This is a genomic window from Micromonospora sp. NPDC005163, assembly GCF_053599835.1.
The window spans coordinates 17,016-37,961 of sequence record NZ_JBSFYP010000051.1 but is presented as its reverse complement, the minus strand read 5'-3'; the positions used below and the strand labels follow the sequence as shown (position 1 = coordinate 37,961).

The window sequence follows — 20,946 nt, the reverse complement described above, 5'->3', positions numbered from 1 at the left end:
GGCGGTAATGGGCGAGATCCGGGTGGGCGATCCCGATATCGAACTCGACGCGGCGGCGCACACCAAGGGCGTCGAGGAGGGCAACTCGCGGAGGAAGAAGCAGGCGGGCCACAACGCGGACGGGACGGTGGACGGCCGCCGCTCGACCGGCATCCGGCCCGAGAAGCACGGCCCGATCCTGCCGATCATGCCGAACCTGCCGCCCGGCTGAGCCCGGCGCGGGTCCGAAGGAGGTGAGCTGTGCGGAAGCTGTTGGCGCTGCTGGCCGGCGTCGCCGTGGTCGGGGTGTTCTGGAAGGAACTTCCCGCACTGCGGCGCTACATCAAGATCGAGAAGATGTGACCGGAGAGGACCAGCAAGTCGATGTGTCTTGGGATCCCAGGCGAGATCGTCGAGATCAAGGCCGGTCACGACGACCTGGCCGTCGTGGACGTCGTGGGCGTCCGGCGGGCGGTCAACATCGGCCTGCTCGGAGCGGACCGGATCGGCGTCGGGGACTGGGTGCTGGTCCACGTCGGGTTCGCCATGTCGAAGATCGACGAAGCCGAGGCGGCCGCCACGTTGGCGCTGCTGACCGGCCTCGGGCAGGCGTACACCGACGAGCTGCAGGCGCTCGCCGAATCTGACATCACCTAGAGGGGGCGACCAGATGCGTTTCGTCGACGAGTACCGCGACGCGGACAAGGCCCAGGCGTTGGCCACCCAGATCGCCGCGCTGTGCGAGCCGGGACGGCAGTACAAGTTCATGGAGGTCTGCGGCGGGCACACGCACACCATCTACAAGCACGGGATCGAGGACTACCTGCCGGAGAACGTCTCACTCGTGCACGGGCCGGGCTGCCCGGTCTGCGTCATCCCGATGGGCCGGGTGGACGACGCCATCGCCATCGCCAACGAGCCGGGCGTCATCCTGACCGCGTTCGGCGACATGATGCGGGTCCCGGGCGGGAACGGCTCGTTCCTGGACGCCAAGGCGGCCGGTGCGGACATCCGGATGGTGTACTCGCCGCTGGACGCCCTGAAGATCGCCCGGACCAACCCGGACCGCAGGGTGGTCTTCATGGCGATCGGGTTCGAGACTACCTCGCCGTCGACCGCGATGACCGTGCTGCGGGCGGCCGCCGACGGCATCGATAACTTCTCGGTGTTCTGCAACCACGTCACCATCCTGCCGGCCATCAAGGCGATCCTCGACTCACCCGACCTGCGGCTCGACGGCTTCCTCGGACCCGGGCACGTCTCCACCGTCATCGGCTGTCGGCCGTACGAGTTCATCACCCGCGACTACGGCAAACCGCTGGTGTGTGCCGGGTTCGAACCGCTGGATCTCCTGCAGTCGGTCTTCATGCTGCTCAAACAGCTCGCCGAGGGGCGCTGCGAGGTGGAGAACCAGTACACCCGGGTGGTGCCCTGGGACGGCAACCTGCGGGCGCTAGAGGCGATCGGCCAGGTCATGCAGCTGCGGCCGTACTTCGAGTGGCGCGGCCTCGGCTTCATCTCGCACTCCGCACTGCGGATGCGGGACGAGTACGCGGCGTACGACGCCGAGCGGATCTTCGACGTGCCCGGGGTACGGGTGGCCGACCCGAAGGCCTGCCAGTGCGGCGAGGTGCTCAAGGGGGTACTCAAGCCCTGGGAGTGCAAGGTGTTCGGCACCGCGTGCACGCCGGAGACCCCCATCGGCACGTGCATGGTCTCCTCGGAGGGTGCGTGCGCCGCCTACTACAACTTCGGCCGCTTCACGAGGCAGCGGCTGACGGAGGCGGTCCGGGCATGACGACCGAACGCACCGCCGGGTGGGCCGAGCGCCCGGTGGCCGAGGCGGAGGCGACGACCGAGCGCGAGCCGGGGCGGCTGTCGCCGGAGCAGCAGGTGCTGAAGCGCATCGAACGGGCCCGCCGGCGCGCGCCGAAGATCCGGGAGAGCCGGATCACGCTCGCGCACGGCGCGGGTGGGAAGGCGACGCACAGCCTGGTCGAAGGGCTGTTCGTCGAGGCGTTCCGCAACCCGACGCTGGAGGCGCTCGAAGACGCCGCCGTGCTCTCCGTGGGCACCGGCCGGCTGGCGTTCACCACCGACTCGTACGTGGTGTCGCCGCTGTTTTTCCCGGGCGGGGACATCGGCGACCTCGCGGTCAACGGCACCGTCAACGACCTCGCGGTCAGCGGCGCCCGGCCGCTGTACCTGTCGGCCGGGTTCATCCTAGAGGAGGGCTTCCCCGTCGCCGACCTGCGGCGGATCACCGCCTCCATGGCCGCCGCCGCGGCGCGCGCCGGAGTCCAGGTCGTCACCGGCGACACGAAGGTGGTGCAGCGGGGCAAGGCCGACGGCTGCTACGTCAACACGGCCGGCGTCGGGGTGCTGGAGCGGCCGCTGAGCCTGGGCGCCGCGCACATCCGCCCGGGTGACGCGGTCGTCGTCTCCGGGCCGATCGGCGACCACGGAGTCACCATCATGCTCGCCCGCGGTGAACTGGACATCGCCGCCGACCTCGCCTCGGACACCGCGGCGCTGCCGGGGCTGGTGGACGCTCTGCTGGACGCGGCTCCCGGGGTTCGGCTGCTGCGCGACGCCACCCGCGGCGGTGTGGCGACCGTCCTCAACGAGGTGGCGCAGGCGGCGCAGGTCTCCGTCGTCGTCGACGAGGCGTCCGTACCGGTGCGTCCGGCCGTGACCGGCGCCTGCGAGCTGCTCGGCATCGACCCGCTCTACGTGGCGTGCGAGGGACGCCTGGTGGCCGTGGTGGACGGCACGCAGGCGGAGGCCGCTCTGGCGGCGCTGCGCGGCCACCCGCTCGGCGAAGGTGCGGCGGTGATCGGCCGCGTCGCCGCCGACCCGCCCGGAATGGTGCTGCTCAGGACCGCGTTCGGGGGCACCCGGGTGGTCGACATGCTGGTCGGCGACCCACTCCCCCGCATCTGCTGACGGCGGTCGCGGGGCCAGCCGGCGGGCACGGCGCGCGCCGCGGCCACCGCTGATCGCGCCGCGAGGTCAGCCGGCCGGTACGGCCCGCGCTGCGGCCAACACGGCCTGGCCGAGCGAGATGCCACCGTCGTTGGGTGGCACCCGCGAGTGCACCAGCACCCGGAAGCCGTCCCGCTCCAGCCCGCTCACCACCAGGTCGAGCAGCAGCACGTTCTGGAAGACCCCGCCGGAGAGCGCGACGGTGGTCAGTCCCGTGTTCTCCCGGACGGCTCCTGCCGACCGGACCACGGCGTCCGCCAGGCCATGGTGGAAGCGCGCGGCGATCCGGCCGGGATCCACGCCGGCGAGCAGGTCGTCGACCACGCACCGGACCAGCCCGCGCCCGGCCTCCAGGAGCGGCACGGGGCCGCCCGCCTCGACCGGGTAGCCGCCCCGCTCGTCACGGTGGGCCCGCTGCTCCAGGGCGATCGCGGCCTGCCCCTCGTACGTGACACGGTCGTGCAGTCCGAGAAGCGCCGAGACGGCGTCGAAGAGCCGGCCGGCGCTGGAGGTACGCGGCGAGTTCGTCCCGGTCCGCGCCAGCGCCACCACCGCGGGCCACTGCCGCTCGTGCCGGCGCAGCACCGCCAGCTCCGGTACGGCGTCGCCGTAGATCTCGTCGAGATAGGCCGCCGCCATCCGCCACGGCTCGCGTACCGCCGCGGCCCCACCCGGCATCGGCAGCGCGCCGAGGTGACCGACCCGCTCGAACCCGGTGAGGTCCGCGACGAACAACTCCCCGCCCCAGAGGGTGCCGTCCGTGCCGTACCCGAGACCGTCGAAGGCGACGCCGATCACCGGGCCGGGGTCGCCGTTGTCGGCCAGGCAGGACGCGATGTGGGCGTGGTGGTGCTGGACGCCGAGCAGTTCGACGTCATCGCGCCGCAGGGCGTACTTCGTGGACAGGTACTCGGGATGCAGATCGTGGGCGACGACCGCCGGCCGGACGTCGAAGAGCCGGGTGAAATGCGCGATGCCGTCGGTGAACGCCCGCAGCGTCTCGTAGTTCTCCAGGTCGCCGATGTGGTGCGACACGAACGCGCGCCGTCCCTTCGCCACGCAGAAGGTGTTCTTCAGCTCCGCGCCGCAGGCCAGCACCGGCCGGTCGAACCGCCACGGCAGCGTGATCGGGGCGGGCACGTAACCGCGGGACCGCCGTACCGGCAGTTCTCGGCCGCGGAACACGCGGACCACCGAGTCGTCGGTCCGGACGTGGATCCGCCGGTCGTGCACGAGGAATCCGTCGGCGATCGGCGCGAGCCGCCGACGGGCGTCGTCGTCACGGTGCGCGATCGGTTCGTCGGAGACGTTGCCGCTGGTCAACACGATCGGCATGCCCAGTCGCCCGAGCAGCAGCTGGTGCAGCGGCGTGTACGACAGCAGCACCCCCAGCTCGCGGTTGCCCGGCGCCACCGACCCGGCGACCGGGGCGTCGGCGCGGCGGGGCAGCAGCACCACGGGACGGCGGGCGCTGGTGAGCACCGCCTCGGCCGCCGGCGCCACGTCGACCAGGGTGCGCGCCGTCGGCAGGTCGGCGGCCATCACGGCGAACGGCTTCTCCTCGCGGTGCTTGCGGGCGCGCAGCGCCGTGACGACCCGATCGTCGTCGGCTCTCGTGGCCAGGTGGTAGCCGCCGAGGCCCTTGACCGCGACGATCCGGCCGTCCCGCAGCCACCGTACGGCGGTGTTCAGGGGGTCACCGGGGACCGGGGCGCCGTCGGCGGTGACGAACCGGAGGGCGGGACCGCAGGCGGGACAGCACACCGGCTCGGCGTGGAAGCGGCGGTTCGCCGGGTCGGCGTACTCGGCGGTGCACTCGACGCAGAGCGGGAACCCGGCCATGGTGGTGGTGCGGCGGTCGTACGGGACGTCCTCGACGATCGTGAAACGCGGGCCGCAGTTGGTGCAGTTCGTGAACGGGTAGCCATGGCGCCGGTCCGCCGGGTCGGCCAGCTCGGCGAGGCAGTCCGGGCAGGTGGCGGTGTCCGGGGAGATCAGGGCGTCCCGGCCGGCGCCGGTGACGCTGCTGACGATGGCGAAGCCGGGCCGGCCGGTCGGCGGGACCGGCTCGGTGGTGAGCCGCTCGACCTCGGCGAGGGTCGGCGCCCGCCGGCTGAGGTCGGCCACGAAGGCGGCCAGCCGTTCCCCGTCCCCTTCGACCTCCACGAAGACGCCCGCGGTGTCGTTGCCGACGAAGCCGGCCAGGTCGTACTCGGTGGCGAGTGCGTGCACGAACGGCCGGAAGCCCACCCCCTGCACGATGCCCTCGACGCGGACGTGCACCCGCCGCACGCTGGCCAGGTCCATGACGACCGGTCAGAGTTCGTCGGCCAGCGCCTGCTGGGTGAGTTCCCAGAGCACGTGGTAGACCGTCGTCTGCGCCTCCTGGACCCGGTGCACCGATGCCGACGGCACCACGAACAGGTGGTCGACGAACTCGGACTCGGCCATCCGGCCGCCGTCGTACCCGGCGAGCCCGATGGTGAGCATGCCGCGCCGGGACGCCTCCTCGAATGCGCGCAGCACGTTGTTCGATCCGCCGCTGGTGGACAGCCCCACCGCGATGTCCCCGGCCCGACCGAACGCCGCCAACTGCCGGGCGAAGACCACCTCGAACCCCACGTCGTTGGAGAGTGCGGTGATCAACGCGACGTCGTGGGCCAATGAGATGGCCGGCAACGGCCGGGCGACCGCCGGTGGGTGCAGAAACAACTGCGTGATGTCCTGCGCGTCGGTGCTGCTGCCGCCGTTGCCGAACGCGAACAGCGTGCCGCCGGCCCGGAAAGCCGCGGAGCACCGGCGGGCGCAGTCGACCAGCCGCTGCCCGTGCTCGGCGACAAGGGATTCGCGCAGGGCGACGATCTCCGCCGCCTTCGCCGCGGTAGACTGCGCCACCTCGGCGAGCACCGCGTCCACGTCGGTCGGCCGGGTGTCCAGGAACGGGTAGAGCGCCCCGATCGCGCCCTCGACCCCGGCGCTCACGGGGCCACCTCAGTTCGCGGCTGCGGGATTCGCAGATCCGGCTCACTCCTCGCGCTCACGACCGCTTCTCCACGACGGCGATGGCCTCCTTGGCGTGCACCAGCACTACGTCGCCCGGTCCCGCGTCGACCAGGGCCACGCTGACCTCCTCCGGCCCGGCGTCCGTGTCGACCATTGCCAAGCCGCCGGCCAGCACCTCCCGTACCCGGACGGCGACCGCCGCATCGGAACAGGTGATGCACACGTCGTCGTGGCACTCGGGCATGGCCCGGGTCGTCGTCACCGGCTGCGGGTTCACCGGACCAGCTCCGGCTCCAGCAGTCCGGGCTGCTCGAACAACACGTGCACCAACTCCCACAGGATGTGATAGATCGTCACGTGCACCTCCTTGACGATGCACGGGTCCTCGGAGCGGGCGACGACGACGTGGTCGGCGACGGCGTCCCGAGCGATGTCACCGCCATCGCCACCGAGGAGTCCGACGGTGAGGAGACCGAGGTCGCGGGCCGTCACCAGACCGCGCCGCACGTTGGTGCACCGGCCATCGGCGGACAGGCCGAGCGCGATGTCCTCCGGGGCGGCGAGCAGGCGCAGCTGAGCCGCGAACACCTCGTCGAAGCCCTCCGCCCGGGCGATCCCGGTGAGGGTGGCGGCGTCGTTGGTCAGCGAGATCGCCGGCAGGGCTCGCTTGCCGACGATGACCGGGTGAACGAACTCCACCACGATGTGCTGGGCGTCGGTCGCCGGCCCGCCGTTGCCGAAGACGATCAGCTTTCCGCCGCGATGGAAGCGTACGGCCATCTCGTAGCAGGCCCGGGCGATCTGCGGCGCGTCGCCGGCGAGCGCCTGCGCCGGTGCCACCCGGCGGGCGAACGCGCGGCCAACGGCCGGCAGGACAGACGACTCCATGCTCCTCCGTTCAGGGTCGGGCAGCGAGGTACCGGTCAGCGCCGCCGGGATGCGCGCTCTGGAAGGCGCCTGCCGAGCGGCGCAGACAGGCGCCGATGACCTGGTCGAGCTGCGCCAGCTGGACGGTCCACGACCGGAGATCGTCGCGGCCCTTGGCGGTGAGCTGGTAGCACCGGCGGGCCGGCCCCGCTTCGGCGGTCTCCCACCCGGAGACCAGCGACCGGTCGCGTTCCAGGCCGCGCAGCACGCGGTAGACATGGCCGGGTTCCACATCGGTCAGTCCCAGGTCCCGGAGCCGGTCGATCAGGTCGTACCCGTGACCGGGCCGCTCGAAGATCAGGAGCAGGAGGAACGGATGCAGTAGACCACGCAGCTCACGTCCGTGCATGCCAATCCCTTCCCGGCGCAGGGCACCACACCTTTTCAACAGCTAAACACACTTTCGCTCCTAAACGAGGCGGAATGCCCGGTTCGGCTCGCACCATGAGCAGCGCCGCGGCCGCGGCCGGATCGAACATCCGGAACCGCGGGCCGCGGCCACTTCCCCAACGAGCTGGCCGCGTTGAAGTGTCTGTACCTGGTGACCCGGTCCCTGGACCCCACCGGAGCAGGCAGAACCCGATGGACGATGCGCTGGAAACCCGCGTTGAACGCCTTCGCCATCACCTTCAGCGACCGCTTCCCGGCCGCTGAAACCTACTAACCAAGATCGCCGGAAACACCGTTAGCGAGACAGCCCCGGATTTGGCACCCCACAGGGCAAGTGACCGCGAAAGAACGTTGAGGTTCGCGTACTTGCGGCCCGCCCCTTGGGGCGGGCCGCAAGGGGTAAGGGTTAGTGGAGGCCGAGGGCGCGAAGGGTTGTTTGGGTGACGGAGTTACCGGCGGAATCGGTGCCGGTTACCCGGAGGGAGGCGAAGTGCGCCTTTTTCGGTGCGTCCAGGCGGTAGGCGCCTCGGTGGTCGTCGCGGAGGCGGGTCCAGGTGGCGCCGTCGTCGTAGGAGACCTCGACGCCGGGCGAGCGAGGGGTGCCGCCGCCGGCGACCGTTACCGCGGTCAGGCCGACTGAGACAGGGGCGCGTTGTTCGACGGTGACGCCGAACGTCGAGTCGCGGGGCACGGATCCGGAGGCGTCCGGGTCAACGGCGTAGCGGATCTGCAGTAGCGGGAGCAGGTCCCGTTGGCCCGGGACCTTCGGGGCGGCGGAGGTGAACGTCCATGCTGTCGTGGTCGAGGACGAGTAGGGGCTGACGGACGCGTCGCGCTGGTTCGCGACGACCAGGCGGTACTGCCGCGGCCCGGCGCTGGGTGCCCTCGGGTACATGATGAGCCCGTTGCTGGACGTGCCCAGCTGGGTGTCGCCCTGGTAGAGGGTCACGGTCTGACTCGCGTGCTGAAAGTCCGAGATCGCGCCGGTGTGGTCGGCGTTGCCGTACCCCGGCACGTCGATCCGCATCTCGTTCTCTGTACGCGCCGGCCCGAGGTAGTTGTTGTTGAGGTAGGGCCGCTGGATGGGCGTGAACCACTCGTCGTCCGACACGGTGCCGGCTTTGTACGTCCGGCGGACGCCCCACTGGCCCAGGAGGCCGTCGTAGACCTCGTGGCCCCACCGGTTCGCACCGTCGGTGCTGACCCAGTCCGTGCGGCGGTCGCTGGCGGCCATGGCGACGTAGTTCCCGATACCCCATTCCGAGTACGTCGGGAAGTCGTACCGCCACTCCTCGCCCGCACCAGCGGGGACGGTGCCGGCGAACGTCTGGTCGATGCGTGCGAGGTTCTTGCTCGAAGCGCGGACGACCATGCTCTTGGGCAACTCGTTGTCCCAGGTGTGCATGAGGTCGTAGACGTAGGCCGGCGCCGGGTGCGACTCCGTGCGCAGCGCGTTGCGCTGCCGGGCCTGGGCGATCAGCTTCTCGCCCTCGTCGGAGCTGAGGAGCCCGACGTCGACGGGGCTCGGCTGCCCCGAGTCCGTCCCGAAGTAGAGGCTCTGCCGGCCGGGCCGGTCGTTGGCCACCAGCAGCAGCTTGGCGCCCGCGTCAGCCGCCGCCTCGGCGAGCGCGGACGGGGTCGCCGACGCGGACCGCCGGATGATCACCGCCTTGCCCCTCGCGCCGAGGCCGGCGTAGTCCGACGGCGCCCCCGCACCCGCGAAGACCAACGGCAGGGTCCGGGTTCCGTCGGGCAGTGCGGTGACGCCCCGCTGCCGGAGGACGTCGGTGTAGTCGGTCCCCCGGGCGGACACCGTCAGCGCCGGCTGTTCCTTGCGCCACCGCGCACCGACGATGAAGTCGCCGTGCGTCACCTTGCCTTGCGGCTGGATCCACAGGCTGTCGACGCTTTCGTTCGCGAGAACGAAGTCGTGCCAGCGGCCGTCCTCGTGGACCATCCGCGAGTACTCGAGCCGCAGGTAGGTGGGGACGCCGGGCTGCGGGGTGGTCTCGTCGACCAGCCGGACGCGGCCGGCGTCCAGCGTGATCGTGCGGTCCTGGGTGAACGTGAAGTCGGGATCGCCGAGCAGCGCCAGCCCCTGTGAGTTCGGGCCGTGGACCCCGGACACGGCCAGGTAGCCGAGCGCCGAGTACTGGTCCTCCGGTGTGTAGAAGCTCACCGTGCCGTCGACCGGCACCGGTATCGGGTTTGGATCGCCCGCCCGGAGCACGATGACGAACGCCGACGCGGGTTTGCCCGCGGCGTCCTTGACGTTGATGGTCAGCAGGTGCGCCGGCGCGCCGACCGAGACCGCGGTGTGCGCGGCGAGCGCGCCGTCCGGTTCGGTGGCCAGGATCTGGGCGCTGAAGCCGTTGGACCCGCCGGGCGCGGCCGACGGATCGATGGTCACGGTGACCGTAGCGGTGCCGTGCGCGGGCACGGTGACCCGGTCGTCCGAGAGCCGGAACATTCCCTCGGGTACGCCGGAGGCCGCGACCGACAGTGCGAGCGTCGTCGGCGTGCCACCGAGGTTGGTGTACGTCACCGGGCGGCGGACCGGGCCGGCTTCGTTCTGCCCGCCGGAGGCGGTGGCCGAAGCGAAGATCCCGGCACGGGCGGCGGTTGCCACGTCCACGCGGCCGCTGCCGGCCTGGAACGCGGTGTAGTCGGGAGTCTGCTTGGCGGTGCTGGTCAGCAGGTCCTTCAGCTGGGCGCCGGTGAGTTCGGGGTGCTTCGCGGCGAGCAGCGCGGCAGCGCCGACCACGTGCGGCGTGGCCATCGACGTGCCGCTCATCGTTTGGTAAAAGCCCTCCCCTTCGGCGGTGTACTGCGACCGCGCGGCCAGGATGTCGACGCCGGGGGCGGTGATCTCCGGCTTGAGCGCACCGTCGCCGACCCGGGGACCCTGGCTCGAGAAATCGGCGAGGTGGTCACCGCTGTCCACGGCGCCCACGGTGAGGGCCGCGTCGGCTGCACCTGGCGAGCTGACCGTACCGGGGCCGGAGGTGTTGCCCGCCGCGATCACGAACAGCGCACCGGTCTGCGCGCTGAGCCGGTTCACGGCCTGCGACAACGGATCCGTACCGTCGGAAGGCTCCTGCGTACCCAGGCTCATGTTGATGATCTTGGCGTGCTGCTCGACCGCCGCCCACTCCATGCCGGCGAGGACCTGGGAGTCGCTGCCGGAGCCGGAGTTCGCCAGCACCTTTCCGATGTGCAGGCGAGCGCCGGGGGCGACACCCTTCTCGGCGCCGCCGGACGCGACGCCCGTGCCGGCGATGGTGGAAGCGACGTGGGTGCCATGGCCGCGGACGTCCTGGACGTCCTCGCCGGCGATGAAGCTGCGGGTCTCGACGATGCGTCCCGCCAGATCGGGGTGGCCTTCGTCGACACCCGTGTCGAGGACCGCGACGTCGACGCCCTGCCCGGTGTCGCCGCTGGCCCAGACCTCCGGCGTGCCGATCTGCGCGACCGATTCGGCCAGGTCCGCGTACACCTTGCCGTCGAGCCAGATCTGCTTGATGCCGTTCGCGAAAGCCGGGGTCACCTCACCCGCCGCGAAGAACGACGGCGTGCCTGCCGTCACCGCGGCCCAGAAATCGCGCGCCTGCACGCGGTTCTCGGTGATGGCGGCACCGTCGACACTCGTGAGTGGACGGACCAGCGCCGATCCCCGTGGCGCGGCGTTCGCGCGGAACCCCGCCGACTGGGTGGCGTAGGAGACGATCAGGGGCAGGTCGGCGCGGTGAGCGTCGTCGTAGCCGTCGGCGATCAGGTCCGTGACGTTGAAGAGCCGCCGGTCGAGCACGCCTTTGCCGAGGTAGGTCAGCGCCGAGGACGGAAAGACGTACACGTCTCCCGCCGACTCCAAGATCCTCGCGTCGGCGGGTCCGCCGTCCGGTCCGTTGACCGAGATCGTCCCTCCGCTGTCACCGGCGTCACCGGTCGCGTTCACCGTGACGACATCACCAGTGATCAGGGTGACAGTGTGGGTCTGCGGGGCGGTGCGCCCCGATGATCCGCCGGGAGCGGCCGACGCCGAACCGGCGACCACGATCGAGCTGAGCGACAACGCGAGGCATGCGGCCGCCGCGATGGCCCGACGCGTGCGTGAAGTTCTCAACGGTGGGGTTCCTTCCTGCGCGGGCGCAGCTCAACGGGCGCCACTGCGGCCGAACAGTGCCAGCCGTCGATCAACGCCGCAAGATCCCCTCGTGGCTGCTTACTGCCAGCTGGCACAATCTCGACAATGAAGCTCGCAGTCCTGGGGTTGTCCGCTGACGAGGAGCGGGTCTACGAAGCGCTGGTCGCCCTGCCCGGGTCGACGGTCGCCGCGCTCGCCGACCACTTGTCGACCCCGGCGGGCCCGGTGCAGCGGACCCTTGCCGCCCTCAACGCGAAGCACCTGGTGGCCGGTAGTGGGAGCCCGGCGCGGTACCTGGCCGCTCCCCCTGACATCGCGATCAACCAGCTCGTGCAGCTGCGGGAGCGCGAACTGAGCGCGGCGCGCGCGAAGGTGCACTCGCTCTCGGAAATTCACCGCAGCGCGCACCGGACGAGCCCCGAACTCGTGATCGAGCAGCTGACCGACCGGGAAACGATCGCCGCGGCCGTCGCCCACCTGGAATCCGAGGCGCACCAGCAGGTCCGGGTGTTCGACACGCCGCCCTACTACGAGGTGCCCGGGGGCGCAGGCGCCGCCAGGAACACCCAGGCGCAGATCGCCCGCCACCAGAACGACGGCGTGGCGCACCGCGTGATCTACAGCCTGGACGCGGTGACCTGGCCCCAGAAGCTGGAAACGGACATCCTGCCCGCCGTACGCGGCGGCGAAGAAGCCCGGACCCGGCGGACCCTGCCCATCAAGCTGATCATCCGCGACGACCAGGACGCCCTCATCCCGTTCGACCTCAGCCGGAGCGGCCTGCAGGTCGCCTACCTCGTCCGGCGCTCCCCGCTGCTCACCGCCCTCGAAGCTCTGTTCGAGGGCGAATGGGCCCAGGCCGCCCCGCTCGACGCGTCCGCGGTGACGCCGAGTGCTTTTGGTGGCCTCACTCGGCCGGACGAGGAAACCCGGTCACTGCTCACGATGATGATGGCGGGGTTGACCGACACGGCGATCGCGCGCGTGAACGGCTGGAGCACCCGGACGACGTACCGCCGGCTCCAGCGCGTGATGACCGAGCTCGGAGCGTCGAGCCGGTTCCAAGCAGGCTGCCTGGCGGAACGCCGCGGCTGGCTGTGAGCGGGCGACCTGGTGCGGCCAGGCGGTCCGTCCGCGAGGAATTTGGCTCGTGCTGCTGCCTATCGACCTGCTGGTCCCCTCTTGATCCTGTCTGTTCGCAGAGGTTCCGGGCAGATTCATTGTCGCGAGCGGACGGTGATCGCCGAACTTGAGCGCTGCGCCGCGCACCCCGCCAGCCTGCGTGACGAGATCCGCCGCGTTCTTGCCAGTTAGCCGGTCATGCTTCCCGGCCGAAGAGCTCGCCGCGCCTCTGCGAGTGCCTCCTGTGCGTAGCACTCGTTGACCTGTGGGGTGCCAAATCCCTGTCATGGGGCCCGAGCTGGACTTCTACGCGGCTCGTTCGTACTCGTTGATCAGCCCGCCGAGGACGGGTCGGCGTTTGATCCGCTCATGCGTGAGGTCAACGACGGGACGGTCGGACCGTGGGGGCTGCAACTGCAGGGCCCGATGCGGACGGTGGCCGTTGTAGTGACGTGCGTACTGATCGAGTGTTCGGCGTAGATGTCGTTCGCCGAAGATGAGCATGCGGTCGGTCACCTCGCTGCGGGCGGTCAGGACGAACCGTTCCGCATGCGCGTTCGCCCGCGGGCATTGCGGGGGGATCTTGCACACGGTCACGCCGGCATCGGCCAGTACGGCGTCGAAGGCGGCGGTGAACTGGCCGGCTCGGTCACGGATGAGGACCTTGAACTGGTCGGCGCGTTCACCAAGGTCCATAAGGAGGTTACGGGCCGCCTGGTTGGTCCACGGCCCGTTGGGGTTGGTGGTGATGCCGAGGATGTGCACGTAGCGGCTGTCGACCTCGATGACGAAGAACACGTACAGGCGTTGGAGGGTGAGTGTGCAGTCCACGTGGAAGAAGTCGCAGGCCAGCATGGTCAACGCCTGGGTGCGCAGGAACCGCCGCCAGATGGTGTGGTCGCGGCGCAGCGGCGCCGGTGGTAAGCCGAGTCGTTTGAGGATCCGGCGGATCGTGGAGGCACCCACGCGGTGGCCGAGTCCGAGTAGTTCGCCTTGGATGCGTAGGTAGCCCCAGCCGGGATTGTCCCGGGCCATCTGCTCAACCAGGGCGGCGTTGGCTGGGTCGATGGGTGGCCGGCCGGGCCGATTCGGATAGGTCCAGTGGTGCGCCACCAGCCGCCGATGCCAGGCAAGGACCGTGGCCGGGGTGACGAGCCGATGCGTCTTCAACGGCCGAGGTAGGAGGCTGATCAGAGCCGCGAGCACCGCCCGGTCGGCCCAGTCCAGGCGCGGTTTCGGGTTCTGCCGGCGCAGGACGGCGGCCACGGTGACCAGCCAGCCCTTGGGGTCCCGCGGCGGGTCGTCCAGCCACACGCGCACGTACGTATGATCCGGGGGGGGTGTTGTCGGCGGGGGGTGTGGGCACAGCGCCGGATTTCCGGCCGTTGATCCTCAAGGGCCGGCCCCTCGGCTCACAGGTGGCGGCGGCGCCACTCGGACTGCTCCTGCTCGGCGGCGACCTGCTCCTGCAGCGCGACCTGCCGCACCTCGCGGCGCAGCGGGTCACTGGCGCGCAGCCCGGCCAGCACCAGCGCGACGCAGGCCGCGGCGAGCACCGCCAAGCCGACGACCGCCGGCAACCGGCCTGCGGGCAGCAGCACGACGGCCAGCGCCACCACCGTCACGGTCGGCCACAGGCGCACCCGGTGGCTGGCCCGCACCCCCAACGCCAGCAGACCCAGAATGTAGATGATCACGCCGGCGAACAGCACCCGGTAGTCCAGGCTGAGCGCCCGCACCCGCCACGGGTCACCGTGCGGGTCGGCGATCACGGCGAGGTAGCGCTTCAGGCCGAGGGCGAACAGGATGATCCCAGCGATCAACGGCAGATGCAGGTACGCGTAGACGTCAAGGGCGTAGGCGGCCCGCGCGTCCGGGTCGCGGGTGCCGTGCAGCCTCTGCTCGAGGTCGAGCGTCAGGGTGTCGAAGTACATCCACCACAGCGCCGCGATGGTGGTGACGCCGAGGACCGACGCCACGATCACCGCCCAGCTGAGCGGCAGGCCGGCGGCCGGTTTGGTTCCCAGTCCGAGCGAGATGATCGACTCGCCGAGCGCGATGAGCAGGATCAGCGCGTACCGCTCCGCCAAGTGGGCGGCGGAGACCACCGCCAGACCGGCGCTGCGGACCAGGCCCCCGGCGGTGAACTCGATGCCCACGGCGGCCGCCCACAGCGCCAGCTGCAGCCACGTCACTCCGACCTGGGGCGGGTGGGGCAGCGCCCCGGCGACCAGGATCAGCATCACGCTGGCCAGCAGCGGCAGGCCAGACCGCAGTGCCGCGCGGCCCGGGGCGTCGGCGCGGGTCAGCAGCGCCAGCACCTGAACCACCCGGATGACCACGTAGCAGGCGGCGAAGATGAGCGGGCCGGGCGGCCCACCGGGTCGGTTCGTGAACGCCTCCGGCACGCTCAGGTTGAGCACGAACAGGGCGACCACCGTCACCGCGCCGATCAGCGGCAGCACCCCCTGGTCGGTGCGGACCATGTTGCCGAGGGCGGCGAAGGAGACCCAGCACCACCACAGCAGGGCCAGCACCACCAGCCCCGCGAGCAGCGTGCGTACGTGCAGGTGTGCCGACAGCAGGGTGGTGACGTTGAGGAACGCGAGCACGAACACCAGGTCGTAGAACAACTCCAGGCGAGTGACGCGGGACCCCGGCGCGGCAGGCAGGATCCGACCCCGCCAGTGGCCGGTGCTCATGCCGCCCAGTCTGGCAGCCCCCGCCCGTCCCGGCGGCGGAAGCCACACAACGGACTGGCAGGGTCGCGTAATCCAACTGTCTCGTATTCGTGTTCATCGCTGATCCGGCAGTCACGGGGTGCTGGACCAGTTGCGCGAATATCAGCCGACGTTCATTCTCGCCGTGCCGCGGGTGTTCGAGAAGATGCACCACCGGGCGCGGCAGGAGACCGACGACGCGCACCACGGATGGCTGTTCGCCGCAGCCGATCGGGTGGCCGTGCGCTACAGCCGCGGCCACTGAACCCGGACATCGCACCATGTGCAACGTTGCCTTGGTGTCGTGTGCCCTTGGTGGTCCGCTCCCGTCGAGTGTGGGCCGCAGCGCTGGTCGTCGTCTCGTTCTGCGCCGTCGTGGTTACAGCAAGCGGTGACGGGTCATGTGGCGGAGGGCTAGGTAGCCCGGCGGCACCGGGAGCCAGAAGGTCGCGAGACGGTAGATCAGGACGCCGGCGACGGCGGTGTCCAGCGGCACTCCGTAGAGCAGCAGGCCGGAGACGAGCGCGGCCTCGGTGGCACCGAGCCCGCCGGGGGTGGGCGCGGCGGAGGCGACGCCCTCGCCGATGACGCCGACCAGGATCACCGGAGGTAGTAGCGCGATGTCGACGGGCTGGCCGGTGGCGAGTAGCGCGAGGTAGAGGCAGAGGCCGTAGGTGAGGGTGAGCGTCACGGACGCGGCGACGATCCGCCGGAGACGGTGCTGGTGAATCAAGGTGCGCAGGGCGGCGATGACGCGGCCGGCCGCCGCGCGTCCGCGGCACCGGATCCGGGGTGCGGCGAGGACGGCCGCGAGGACGAGCAGCGCGACGAGGGCGCCCAGCAGCAGCGGCAGCACCTTGGTCGCGCCGTGGGTGAGGGTCCGGGCGGGCTGCCGCGCGAAGGGCAGCAGGATCGGCAGCAGCACCACGACCGAGACCACGCCGGCGGTGCGGGAGACGACCACGGCGGTGACCGCCGCCGCGGTGTCGAGTCCTTTCTGGTGCAGGTAGCGCAGGCTGAGCGCGGCACCGCCGAGGCTGCCGGGGGCCAGCCGGTTGGCGAACGACGCTGCGACCTGCACCAGAGTGGCCTCGCCGAGCGGTACCCTGCCGGCCGTGGCCAACCGGAGCACGACGGCGCTGAGCAGGTAGGTGAGGGCCGAGCCGAGCAGCGTTGCCACGACGGCCACCAGATTCGCGTGCACCATCAGGTGGATTGCGGTGCGTACTTCGCCAAGTTGCGGGAGCAGGAGGAGCACGATCAGCCCCAGGACCACCAGCAGGAGGATGTCCCGCGGCGCTGCCCGGACCACCTTGGCCGGGGGCCGCTCCCGGTCCGGGCAGCGCCGCAGGATCTCCTCGCGGAGGCACTCCAGCAGGCCGGGGTGGGCGCGTAGGACGTTGCGGCCGGCGCGGGAGAGCACCGGCGGTTGCAGGAACGGGACGCTGTCCGCGACCGTTTCGGCGCCGAGTCGGTCGACTGCGGCTGCGACCACACTCGCCGAGTCGACCCGGCTGGCGAGGGCGACCAGCAGTTCGACGATGTCCCGGGCCCGCTGGTCGGCCGGGGCGTCGTCGACGCCGAACCCGAGGTCGACCAGGTACGCGCGGTCGCCGTCAACGAGCACGTTCGCGGCCCGCAGGTCGCGGTGCGCAATGCCCGCCCGGTGCAGCAGCGCCACCTGTCCCCAGGCGTCCCGCACGGCGGCGATCGGGACCGGCTCGACGACGGCGCCGAGGGGGGCCGCGTCGATGAACTCCTGCACCAGCAGGGCGTTTCCGCCGGGTGCGGTGGCGGTCGTGACGACGGCCGGGACTCGGACGCCGGCGCGTTCGGCCAGCAGGGTCAGGTAGGTTTCGTGTTCGCTCTGCTGCTTGGGACTCAGGTATGGCGGTGCGTCGGCGACGTGCCGGTAGCGCAGGCTCCGGTAGAGCCTGTAGGCCCAGTCCGCATCGCGTTGCTGGCCGCCGGTCACCTTCACGAACAGCCGCCGTCCATCGGTGGTGACCGCCTGCCACGGGTGGGAGCCGCGGGCGTCACCGCCGATCGGTTCCAGCCGCCGCACGTCGAATCCGCGTCGCCGCAGCGTCTCGCGTAGATCGCGGGCGGACTGCTGCGGTCCGACCTCGCCGACGGCGAGCCGGGTCAGGCACACCGCGAGCCAACCGACGAGGATCCCACCGACCGCGTCGACCGGCAGATGAGCGCCGACGTGGATCCGCGCTACGGCGACCAGAGCGATCACCGCCCAGGCCAGGCGGCGCCAGCGGGAGTTGCCGGCCTGCGCCACGACGAGGGCCAGGGCGGTGGCGACCGCGACGTGCCCCGAGGGGTAGCCGAGCGCTCCGGTGATCGTGTCCCGGAGGGTCAGTTCGGTCAGCAGCGCCGCCGGTCGTTGCCGGGCGACCGCGGCCTTGACGGCGAGCGCGAGCCAGTACGCGAGGTTGCCGGCCAGCAGGAAACGCCACGCGACGCCGGTGCGCCGCAGGATGACGGCCGTCGCGGCGGCGACGAACACCGCCGCATACGAGCCGGCCTGCATGACGACGACCAGCACCGGCGTCAGCCCTGAGGGTAGGTGGTTGATCAGGGCGAACAGGTCCCGCTCCCACAGCGCTACGGGTCGGTGCCGCACCAAGGCACTGACGACGACCAGCAGACCGGCCGAGACGGCCAGGCTGACCAGCAGCGCCGGCGACGGGCGATGCTTCCGCGTTACCACCGATCCTCGGCTGACCCCTCATCCGGCTCGATTCCCGCTGTCGGTCCGAACCCTACGGACCGCCCGCGGGCGGATCGGTTCTTGCCCGAAAATCAACCCGCTAGGGGCGACAATCAGCAGGTGGACAAAGTAATCGCGGTGCTCACCGGTTACCGCCGGGCCTCGTCCTGGCCCTGGTGCTCGTGTTGCCGGCCCTGGAGTCCTCGACCCTGCTCGGGCTGGTCGTACCGGGCAAGACGGCGATCCTGATCGGCGGGCTGGCAGCGCACGCCGCAGGGCCGCTGCGGGCCTTGGTGTTCGCGGCGGCGCTCGAAACGCTGCACCGGATCGTGCGGTGCGGTGTCGTCGTGGCATGTGTCAGGACTGGCAGCCCGCCGGCTGGAACAGGGCGTCAGAGCGGGCCTGCGTCCGCCACATCGGGTTCAGTCTCAGCGGGAGGGCTGGGGCTTGCCACGCTACGAAGAAGTCCAGTCGGGCGCGGCGGTAGCGATGCAGCTGTGGGTCGACCGGTGGCTGGCCGTTGAGGAAGGCGCCGATGGCGCGCTGCACGGATGGCCGATTGGTGAGCTGGCCGTGGATACCGCTGGCCTCGAGTAGGGGGATCTGCGGAACGCTCCGTCCCGAGGGCGGGAGGACTATCGTTTCGATGGTCGGCAGGAACGCGATTGTCGTTACCCCAGGCACCGGACAGAGCAGGTGGTTGCGAAACAGCGGCGCGTTGTCCAGAAGTGAACGCAGGAACGGCTGGTCCGGGGCGCCCGAGCTGGCTCCGCCGGGCACCGCGAGCAAGGTGCGTATCAACCAGCCGGTAGCGATTCCCCACCCGCTTTCGGCGTCCGGCGGTGGGTAGTAGGTGCGGCCGGCCCGGATCAACGGGTCGGTGAGGACGGCGCTTGTCACCGCCGGCTTCCGCAGTCGGCGGAGGTAGTAGTGGACGACCATTGCCCCTTCGCTCTCTCCGACAAGTGCCACCCGGCGGCCTGTAATGGCATGGGCCCGGTCCACCTGCTCGGCAAGGAGGCTGGCGCTGTCGACGATCGACTGATGGGTGTCGACGGGTCCGTACGGCCGAGCCCGGCCGTCGGCATCGATGCCCCGGTAGGAGAAGCGGATCACCGGTCCGGTCGGTGGCGCGGGATCACCGGGGTAGGCGGAGTTGAAGCCAGCAAGGTAGATCACAGCCTGGGGTACGGCAGGTAGGTCGGGCAGCGACGATGCCGGTACGGGCCGCTTGCTGCTGACCCGCGTCGAGGCAATATCGACGGCATACAAACAGCCGACTGCCAGGACGGCGACGAGCGGAGCTACCGGCGCCAGTCGCCAGTGCACTGGCTTCTGACGGAGGGCGGCGTGGACCATTTGTCGCCAAAGTAGACCATTGATCGCGCCTACCGCGCCTGCCGTTGCCACCACGCTCCAGCCTGGAGTGGCAGCCACTGCGGCGCCACCCACGGTGAGCAACGTGAAGGTGAGCAGCGACCAGCCGGCCAGTCGGAGCGTGGGTAGGCCACGCCACCAGTCGGGCACGATTCCGCCGCGGGCAACGAGCGGGGCGAGGATCAGCACTGGCAGCAGTTCGAGGAACAGGATCCCGGCCAACGCGAATTGGGCGGTGGCAACCGCGACCGCGGCCCAGGGCAGCAGAATCACGGCGATGAACACGGCGAAGAGCAGGCTACGTCCGATGAGCCGGCGTAGTGGCGGCCGCGGGATTGCCGTGGGCCAGGCAAGCGCGACGCATCCAGCGCAGAACAGCCCTCGTACGATGACCGCGCAGGCCAGCCCGATGCCGAAACTGAACCAACTGTCGTGGTAGACCAATACCCAACGCAGGTCGTGGAACATGCCGTACGGCCAGATAGTGGCGAATTGAGGTGCGATCGCCCTGGTGCGTTCGAAGCCGGCCGCGTTCATCGCCCCTGCCTCCGCCGCTGCCGCCAAGGTGGTCAATGCGAGAAGTGGGAGTAGCCGTGCTGATCGCATCACACACCTCGCTGTTCAGCCCAAACTTGGCGTCGCCGCGTACCCGCTTCCCTGCAGGACATTCCTCCGATTTCGGCGGCGGTACCTGCGCGGTGGTGTGACTGGTAAGTCCGAGCGTGTTCTCCGTCCAATGGATGGGACACCAGTGACGGGCAGGAGGACCGGCCGGTTCGGGTGGAGCAGCCCGCGCCCGCGGACGTGGGCTGGGCTCTCCCCGTGCGTCGGATCGGCTCCACGGCCCCGGCGTTGTTCGGGAGTGTCCGGTTTGATCACGGTTTGTTAGATGCCGTAGACGGCGAAGGCGTCGGTGCGGTCGTGTAGGTCGCGGCGGGCATGGGCGATGTTGGCGCGTCCGGCGAGGCGGAAGGTGTTGAGGGTCAGGTTACGGAAGCTGGCCAGGGCTCGTGGCGCGGCAACGGTCCTGAGCTGGGAATCGGCTTCTCGAAAGGTCACGTCCCGGGTCCAGTGCAGACGTTTCTCCACGGACCAATGCCCCCGGGGTTAGGCGTTGAGGTGGTGCGGGCTGGCCAGGTCGGCGTTCAGGCTGACGATGCCGTGGATGATTTCTTTGCTCGTGCGGATGCCGTCGAGTCCGCCGGTGTCGCGGCGTAGTCGGAAGACTTGCCGGGCGCCGGGGAACAGGCTGTCGTCGCAGGGTGCGACCCGTAGGGTTCGGTGTTCGTTACGCCCGTGTCCCCGGTCCTCGTCGATGCTCATGTGGTCGGCGTACTCGGTGTCGGCGCCGGACAGCAGTGCTTGGGCGGCCTGGTAGGTGAGCGGCTGGTTCCCCTTCAAGATCAGCATGTAGTGGGCGCCGGGTGGCCCGGTGATCAGGGAGCAGGCGGAAGAAGGCCAGTCATGATTCCCACCATTACGTGGCAGCCTAAGAGACGTCTCGTAACCCCGGTGTCTGTCCGTTGGGGATGATCATCGAGGATGTTGGGGTGCAGGTGAGAGCACGCCGAACGCCA

At 70.6% G+C, this 20,946-nt stretch carries 19 protein-coding genes and 1 pseudogene; 8 read left to right on the top strand and 12 right to left on the bottom strand.

Going from position 1 to position 20,946, the window contains the following annotated elements; genetic code table 11:
• The first annotated feature begins 7 nt into the window (after nt 1-7).
• Genes ACWD6N_RS27640 through hypE form a run of 5 tightly spaced genes read left to right on the top strand, consistent with a single transcriptional unit; the run spans nt 8 to nt 2,925 of the window.
• Nucleotides 8-211 (top strand): hypothetical protein, encoded by a 204-nt coding sequence (locus ACWD6N_RS27640; RefSeq protein ID WP_449939224.1) that lies wholly within the window; start codon nt 8-10, stop codon nt 209-211.
• Between the two features lie 29 nt (nt 212-240).
• Entirely contained in the window at nt 241-342 is a 102-nt protein-coding gene (locus ACWD6N_RS27635; protein ID WP_387329349.1) for a DUF6893 family small protein, read from the top strand.
• Between the two features lie 21 nt (nt 343-363).
• Nucleotides 364-636 carry a HypC/HybG/HupF family hydrogenase formation chaperone gene (locus tag ACWD6N_RS27630; protein ID WP_354967845.1) on the top strand — a complete coding sequence of 91 codons (273 nt, stop codon included), beginning with the start codon at nt 364-366 and terminating at the stop codon, nt 634-636.
• A gap of 13 nt (nt 637-649) precedes the next feature.
• A complete protein-coding gene (gene hypD / locus ACWD6N_RS27625) occupies nt 650-1,777 on the top strand; it encodes a hydrogenase formation protein HypD (protein WP_354967844.1) in 1,128 nt (375 codons plus the stop codon).
• Nucleotides 1,774-2,925 carry a hydrogenase expression/formation protein HypE gene (gene hypE / locus ACWD6N_RS27620; RefSeq protein ID WP_449939219.1) on the top strand — a complete coding sequence of 384 codons (1,152 nt, stop codon included), beginning with the start codon at nt 1,774-1,776 and terminating at the stop codon, nt 2,923-2,925. Before hypD ends, hypE begins: the two co-directional genes overlap by 4 nt.
• Before the next feature lie 66 nt (nt 2,926-2,991).
• On the opposite strand, the gene hypF is transcribed toward hypE, so the two are convergent.
• The 5 genes from hypF to ACWD6N_RS27595 are packed head-to-tail and all read right to left on the bottom strand — an operon-like array spanning nt 2,992 to nt 7,243.
• Nucleotides 2,992-5,271 carry a carbamoyltransferase HypF gene (gene hypF, locus ACWD6N_RS27615; protein ID WP_449939216.1) on the bottom strand — a complete coding sequence of 760 codons (2,280 nt, stop codon included), beginning with the start codon at nt 5,269-5,271 and terminating at the stop codon, nt 2,992-2,994.
• A gap of 9 nt (nt 5,272-5,280) precedes the next feature.
• The gene (locus tag ACWD6N_RS27610) at nt 5,281-5,946 is read right to left on the bottom strand and encodes a D-sedoheptulose-7-phosphate isomerase (protein ID WP_354967841.1); all 666 of its coding nucleotides are present in this window, start codon (nt 5,944-5,946) and stop codon (nt 5,281-5,283) included.
• A 55-nt stretch (nt 5,947-6,001) separates the two neighbouring features.
• Nucleotides 6,002-6,244: a HypC/HybG/HupF family hydrogenase formation chaperone gene (locus tag ACWD6N_RS27605; protein WP_354967840.1), complete on the bottom strand. Its 243-nt coding sequence runs from the start codon at nt 6,242-6,244 to the stop codon at nt 6,002-6,004.
• Nucleotides 6,241-6,855, bottom strand: coding sequence for a D-sedoheptulose-7-phosphate isomerase (locus ACWD6N_RS27600; protein WP_449939213.1), 615 nt, complete (start codon nt 6,853-6,855; stop codon nt 6,241-6,243). Before ACWD6N_RS27600 ends, ACWD6N_RS27605 begins: the two co-directional genes overlap by 4 nt.
• Before the next feature lie 10 nt (nt 6,856-6,865).
• Nucleotides 6,866-7,243: a helix-turn-helix transcriptional regulator gene (locus ACWD6N_RS27595; protein WP_449939210.1), complete on the bottom strand. Its 378-nt coding sequence runs from the start codon at nt 7,241-7,243 to the stop codon at nt 6,866-6,868.
• A 144-nt stretch (nt 7,244-7,387) separates the two neighbouring features.
• On the opposite strand from ACWD6N_RS27595, the pseudogene ACWD6N_RS27590 reads away from it, so the two are divergent.
• Nucleotides 7,388-7,558, top strand: a pseudogene (locus ACWD6N_RS27590) (IS256 family transposase); the annotation flags it as partial.
• Between the two features lie 132 nt (nt 7,559-7,690).
• Here the strand turns inward: ACWD6N_RS27590 and ACWD6N_RS27585 are convergent.
• Nucleotides 7,691-11,407 (bottom strand): S8 family serine peptidase, encoded by a 3,717-nt coding sequence (locus tag ACWD6N_RS27585; RefSeq protein WP_450005264.1) that lies wholly within the window; start codon nt 11,405-11,407, stop codon nt 7,691-7,693.
• 126 nt (nt 11,408-11,533) lie between these two features.
• Between ACWD6N_RS27585 and ACWD6N_RS27580 the strand changes: the two genes are divergently transcribed.
• Nucleotides 11,534-12,529: a helix-turn-helix domain-containing protein gene (locus ACWD6N_RS27580; protein WP_449939205.1), complete on the top strand. Its 996-nt coding sequence runs from the start codon at nt 11,534-11,536 to the stop codon at nt 12,527-12,529.
• 327 nt (nt 12,530-12,856) lie between these two features.
• Here the strand turns inward: ACWD6N_RS27580 and ACWD6N_RS27575 are convergent, their stop codons facing one another.
• Together ACWD6N_RS27575 and ACWD6N_RS27570 are read right to left on the bottom strand one after the other, a co-directional pair.
• Complete coding sequence (locus tag ACWD6N_RS27575) at nt 12,857-13,870, bottom strand: integrase core domain-containing protein (protein WP_450005263.1); 1,014 nt, start codon at nt 13,868-13,870, stop codon at nt 12,857-12,859.
• 92 nt (nt 13,871-13,962) lie between these two features.
• Entirely contained in the window at nt 13,963-15,252 is a 1,290-nt protein-coding gene (locus ACWD6N_RS27570; protein ID WP_449940144.1) for a low temperature requirement protein A, read from the bottom strand.
• Nucleotides 15,253-15,370: 118 nt separating this feature from the next.
• Between ACWD6N_RS27570 and ACWD6N_RS27565 the strand changes: the two genes are divergently transcribed.
• Entirely contained in the window at nt 15,371-15,535 is a 165-nt protein-coding gene (locus tag ACWD6N_RS27565) for a hypothetical protein (RefSeq protein ID WP_354967832.1), read from the top strand.
• Nucleotides 15,536-15,649: 114 nt separating this feature from the next.
• Here the strand turns inward: ACWD6N_RS27565 and ACWD6N_RS27560 are convergent, their stop codons facing one another.
• The 4 genes from ACWD6N_RS27560 to ACWD6N_RS27545 all read right to left on the bottom strand — a co-directional run bounded on the left by ACWD6N_RS27560 (nt 15,650) and on the right by ACWD6N_RS27545 (nt 20,779).
• Complete coding sequence (locus tag ACWD6N_RS27560; RefSeq protein ID WP_450005262.1) at nt 15,650-17,992, bottom strand: lysylphosphatidylglycerol synthase domain-containing protein; 2,343 nt, start codon at nt 17,990-17,992, stop codon at nt 15,650-15,652.
• A gap of 357 nt (nt 17,993-18,349) precedes the next feature.
• Nucleotides 18,350-19,942, bottom strand: coding sequence for an esterase/lipase family protein (locus ACWD6N_RS27555; RefSeq protein ID WP_449940139.1), 1,593 nt, complete (start codon nt 19,940-19,942; stop codon nt 18,350-18,352).
• Between the two features lie 312 nt (nt 19,943-20,254).
• Entirely contained in the window at nt 20,255-20,458 is a 204-nt protein-coding gene (locus tag ACWD6N_RS27550) for a hypothetical protein (protein ID WP_450005261.1), read from the bottom strand.
• Nucleotides 20,459-20,476: 18 nt separating this feature from the next.
• Entirely contained in the window at nt 20,477-20,779 is a 303-nt protein-coding gene (locus ACWD6N_RS27545; protein WP_449940135.1) for a hypothetical protein, read from the bottom strand.
• Nucleotides 20,780-20,946 lie beyond the last annotated feature (167 nt).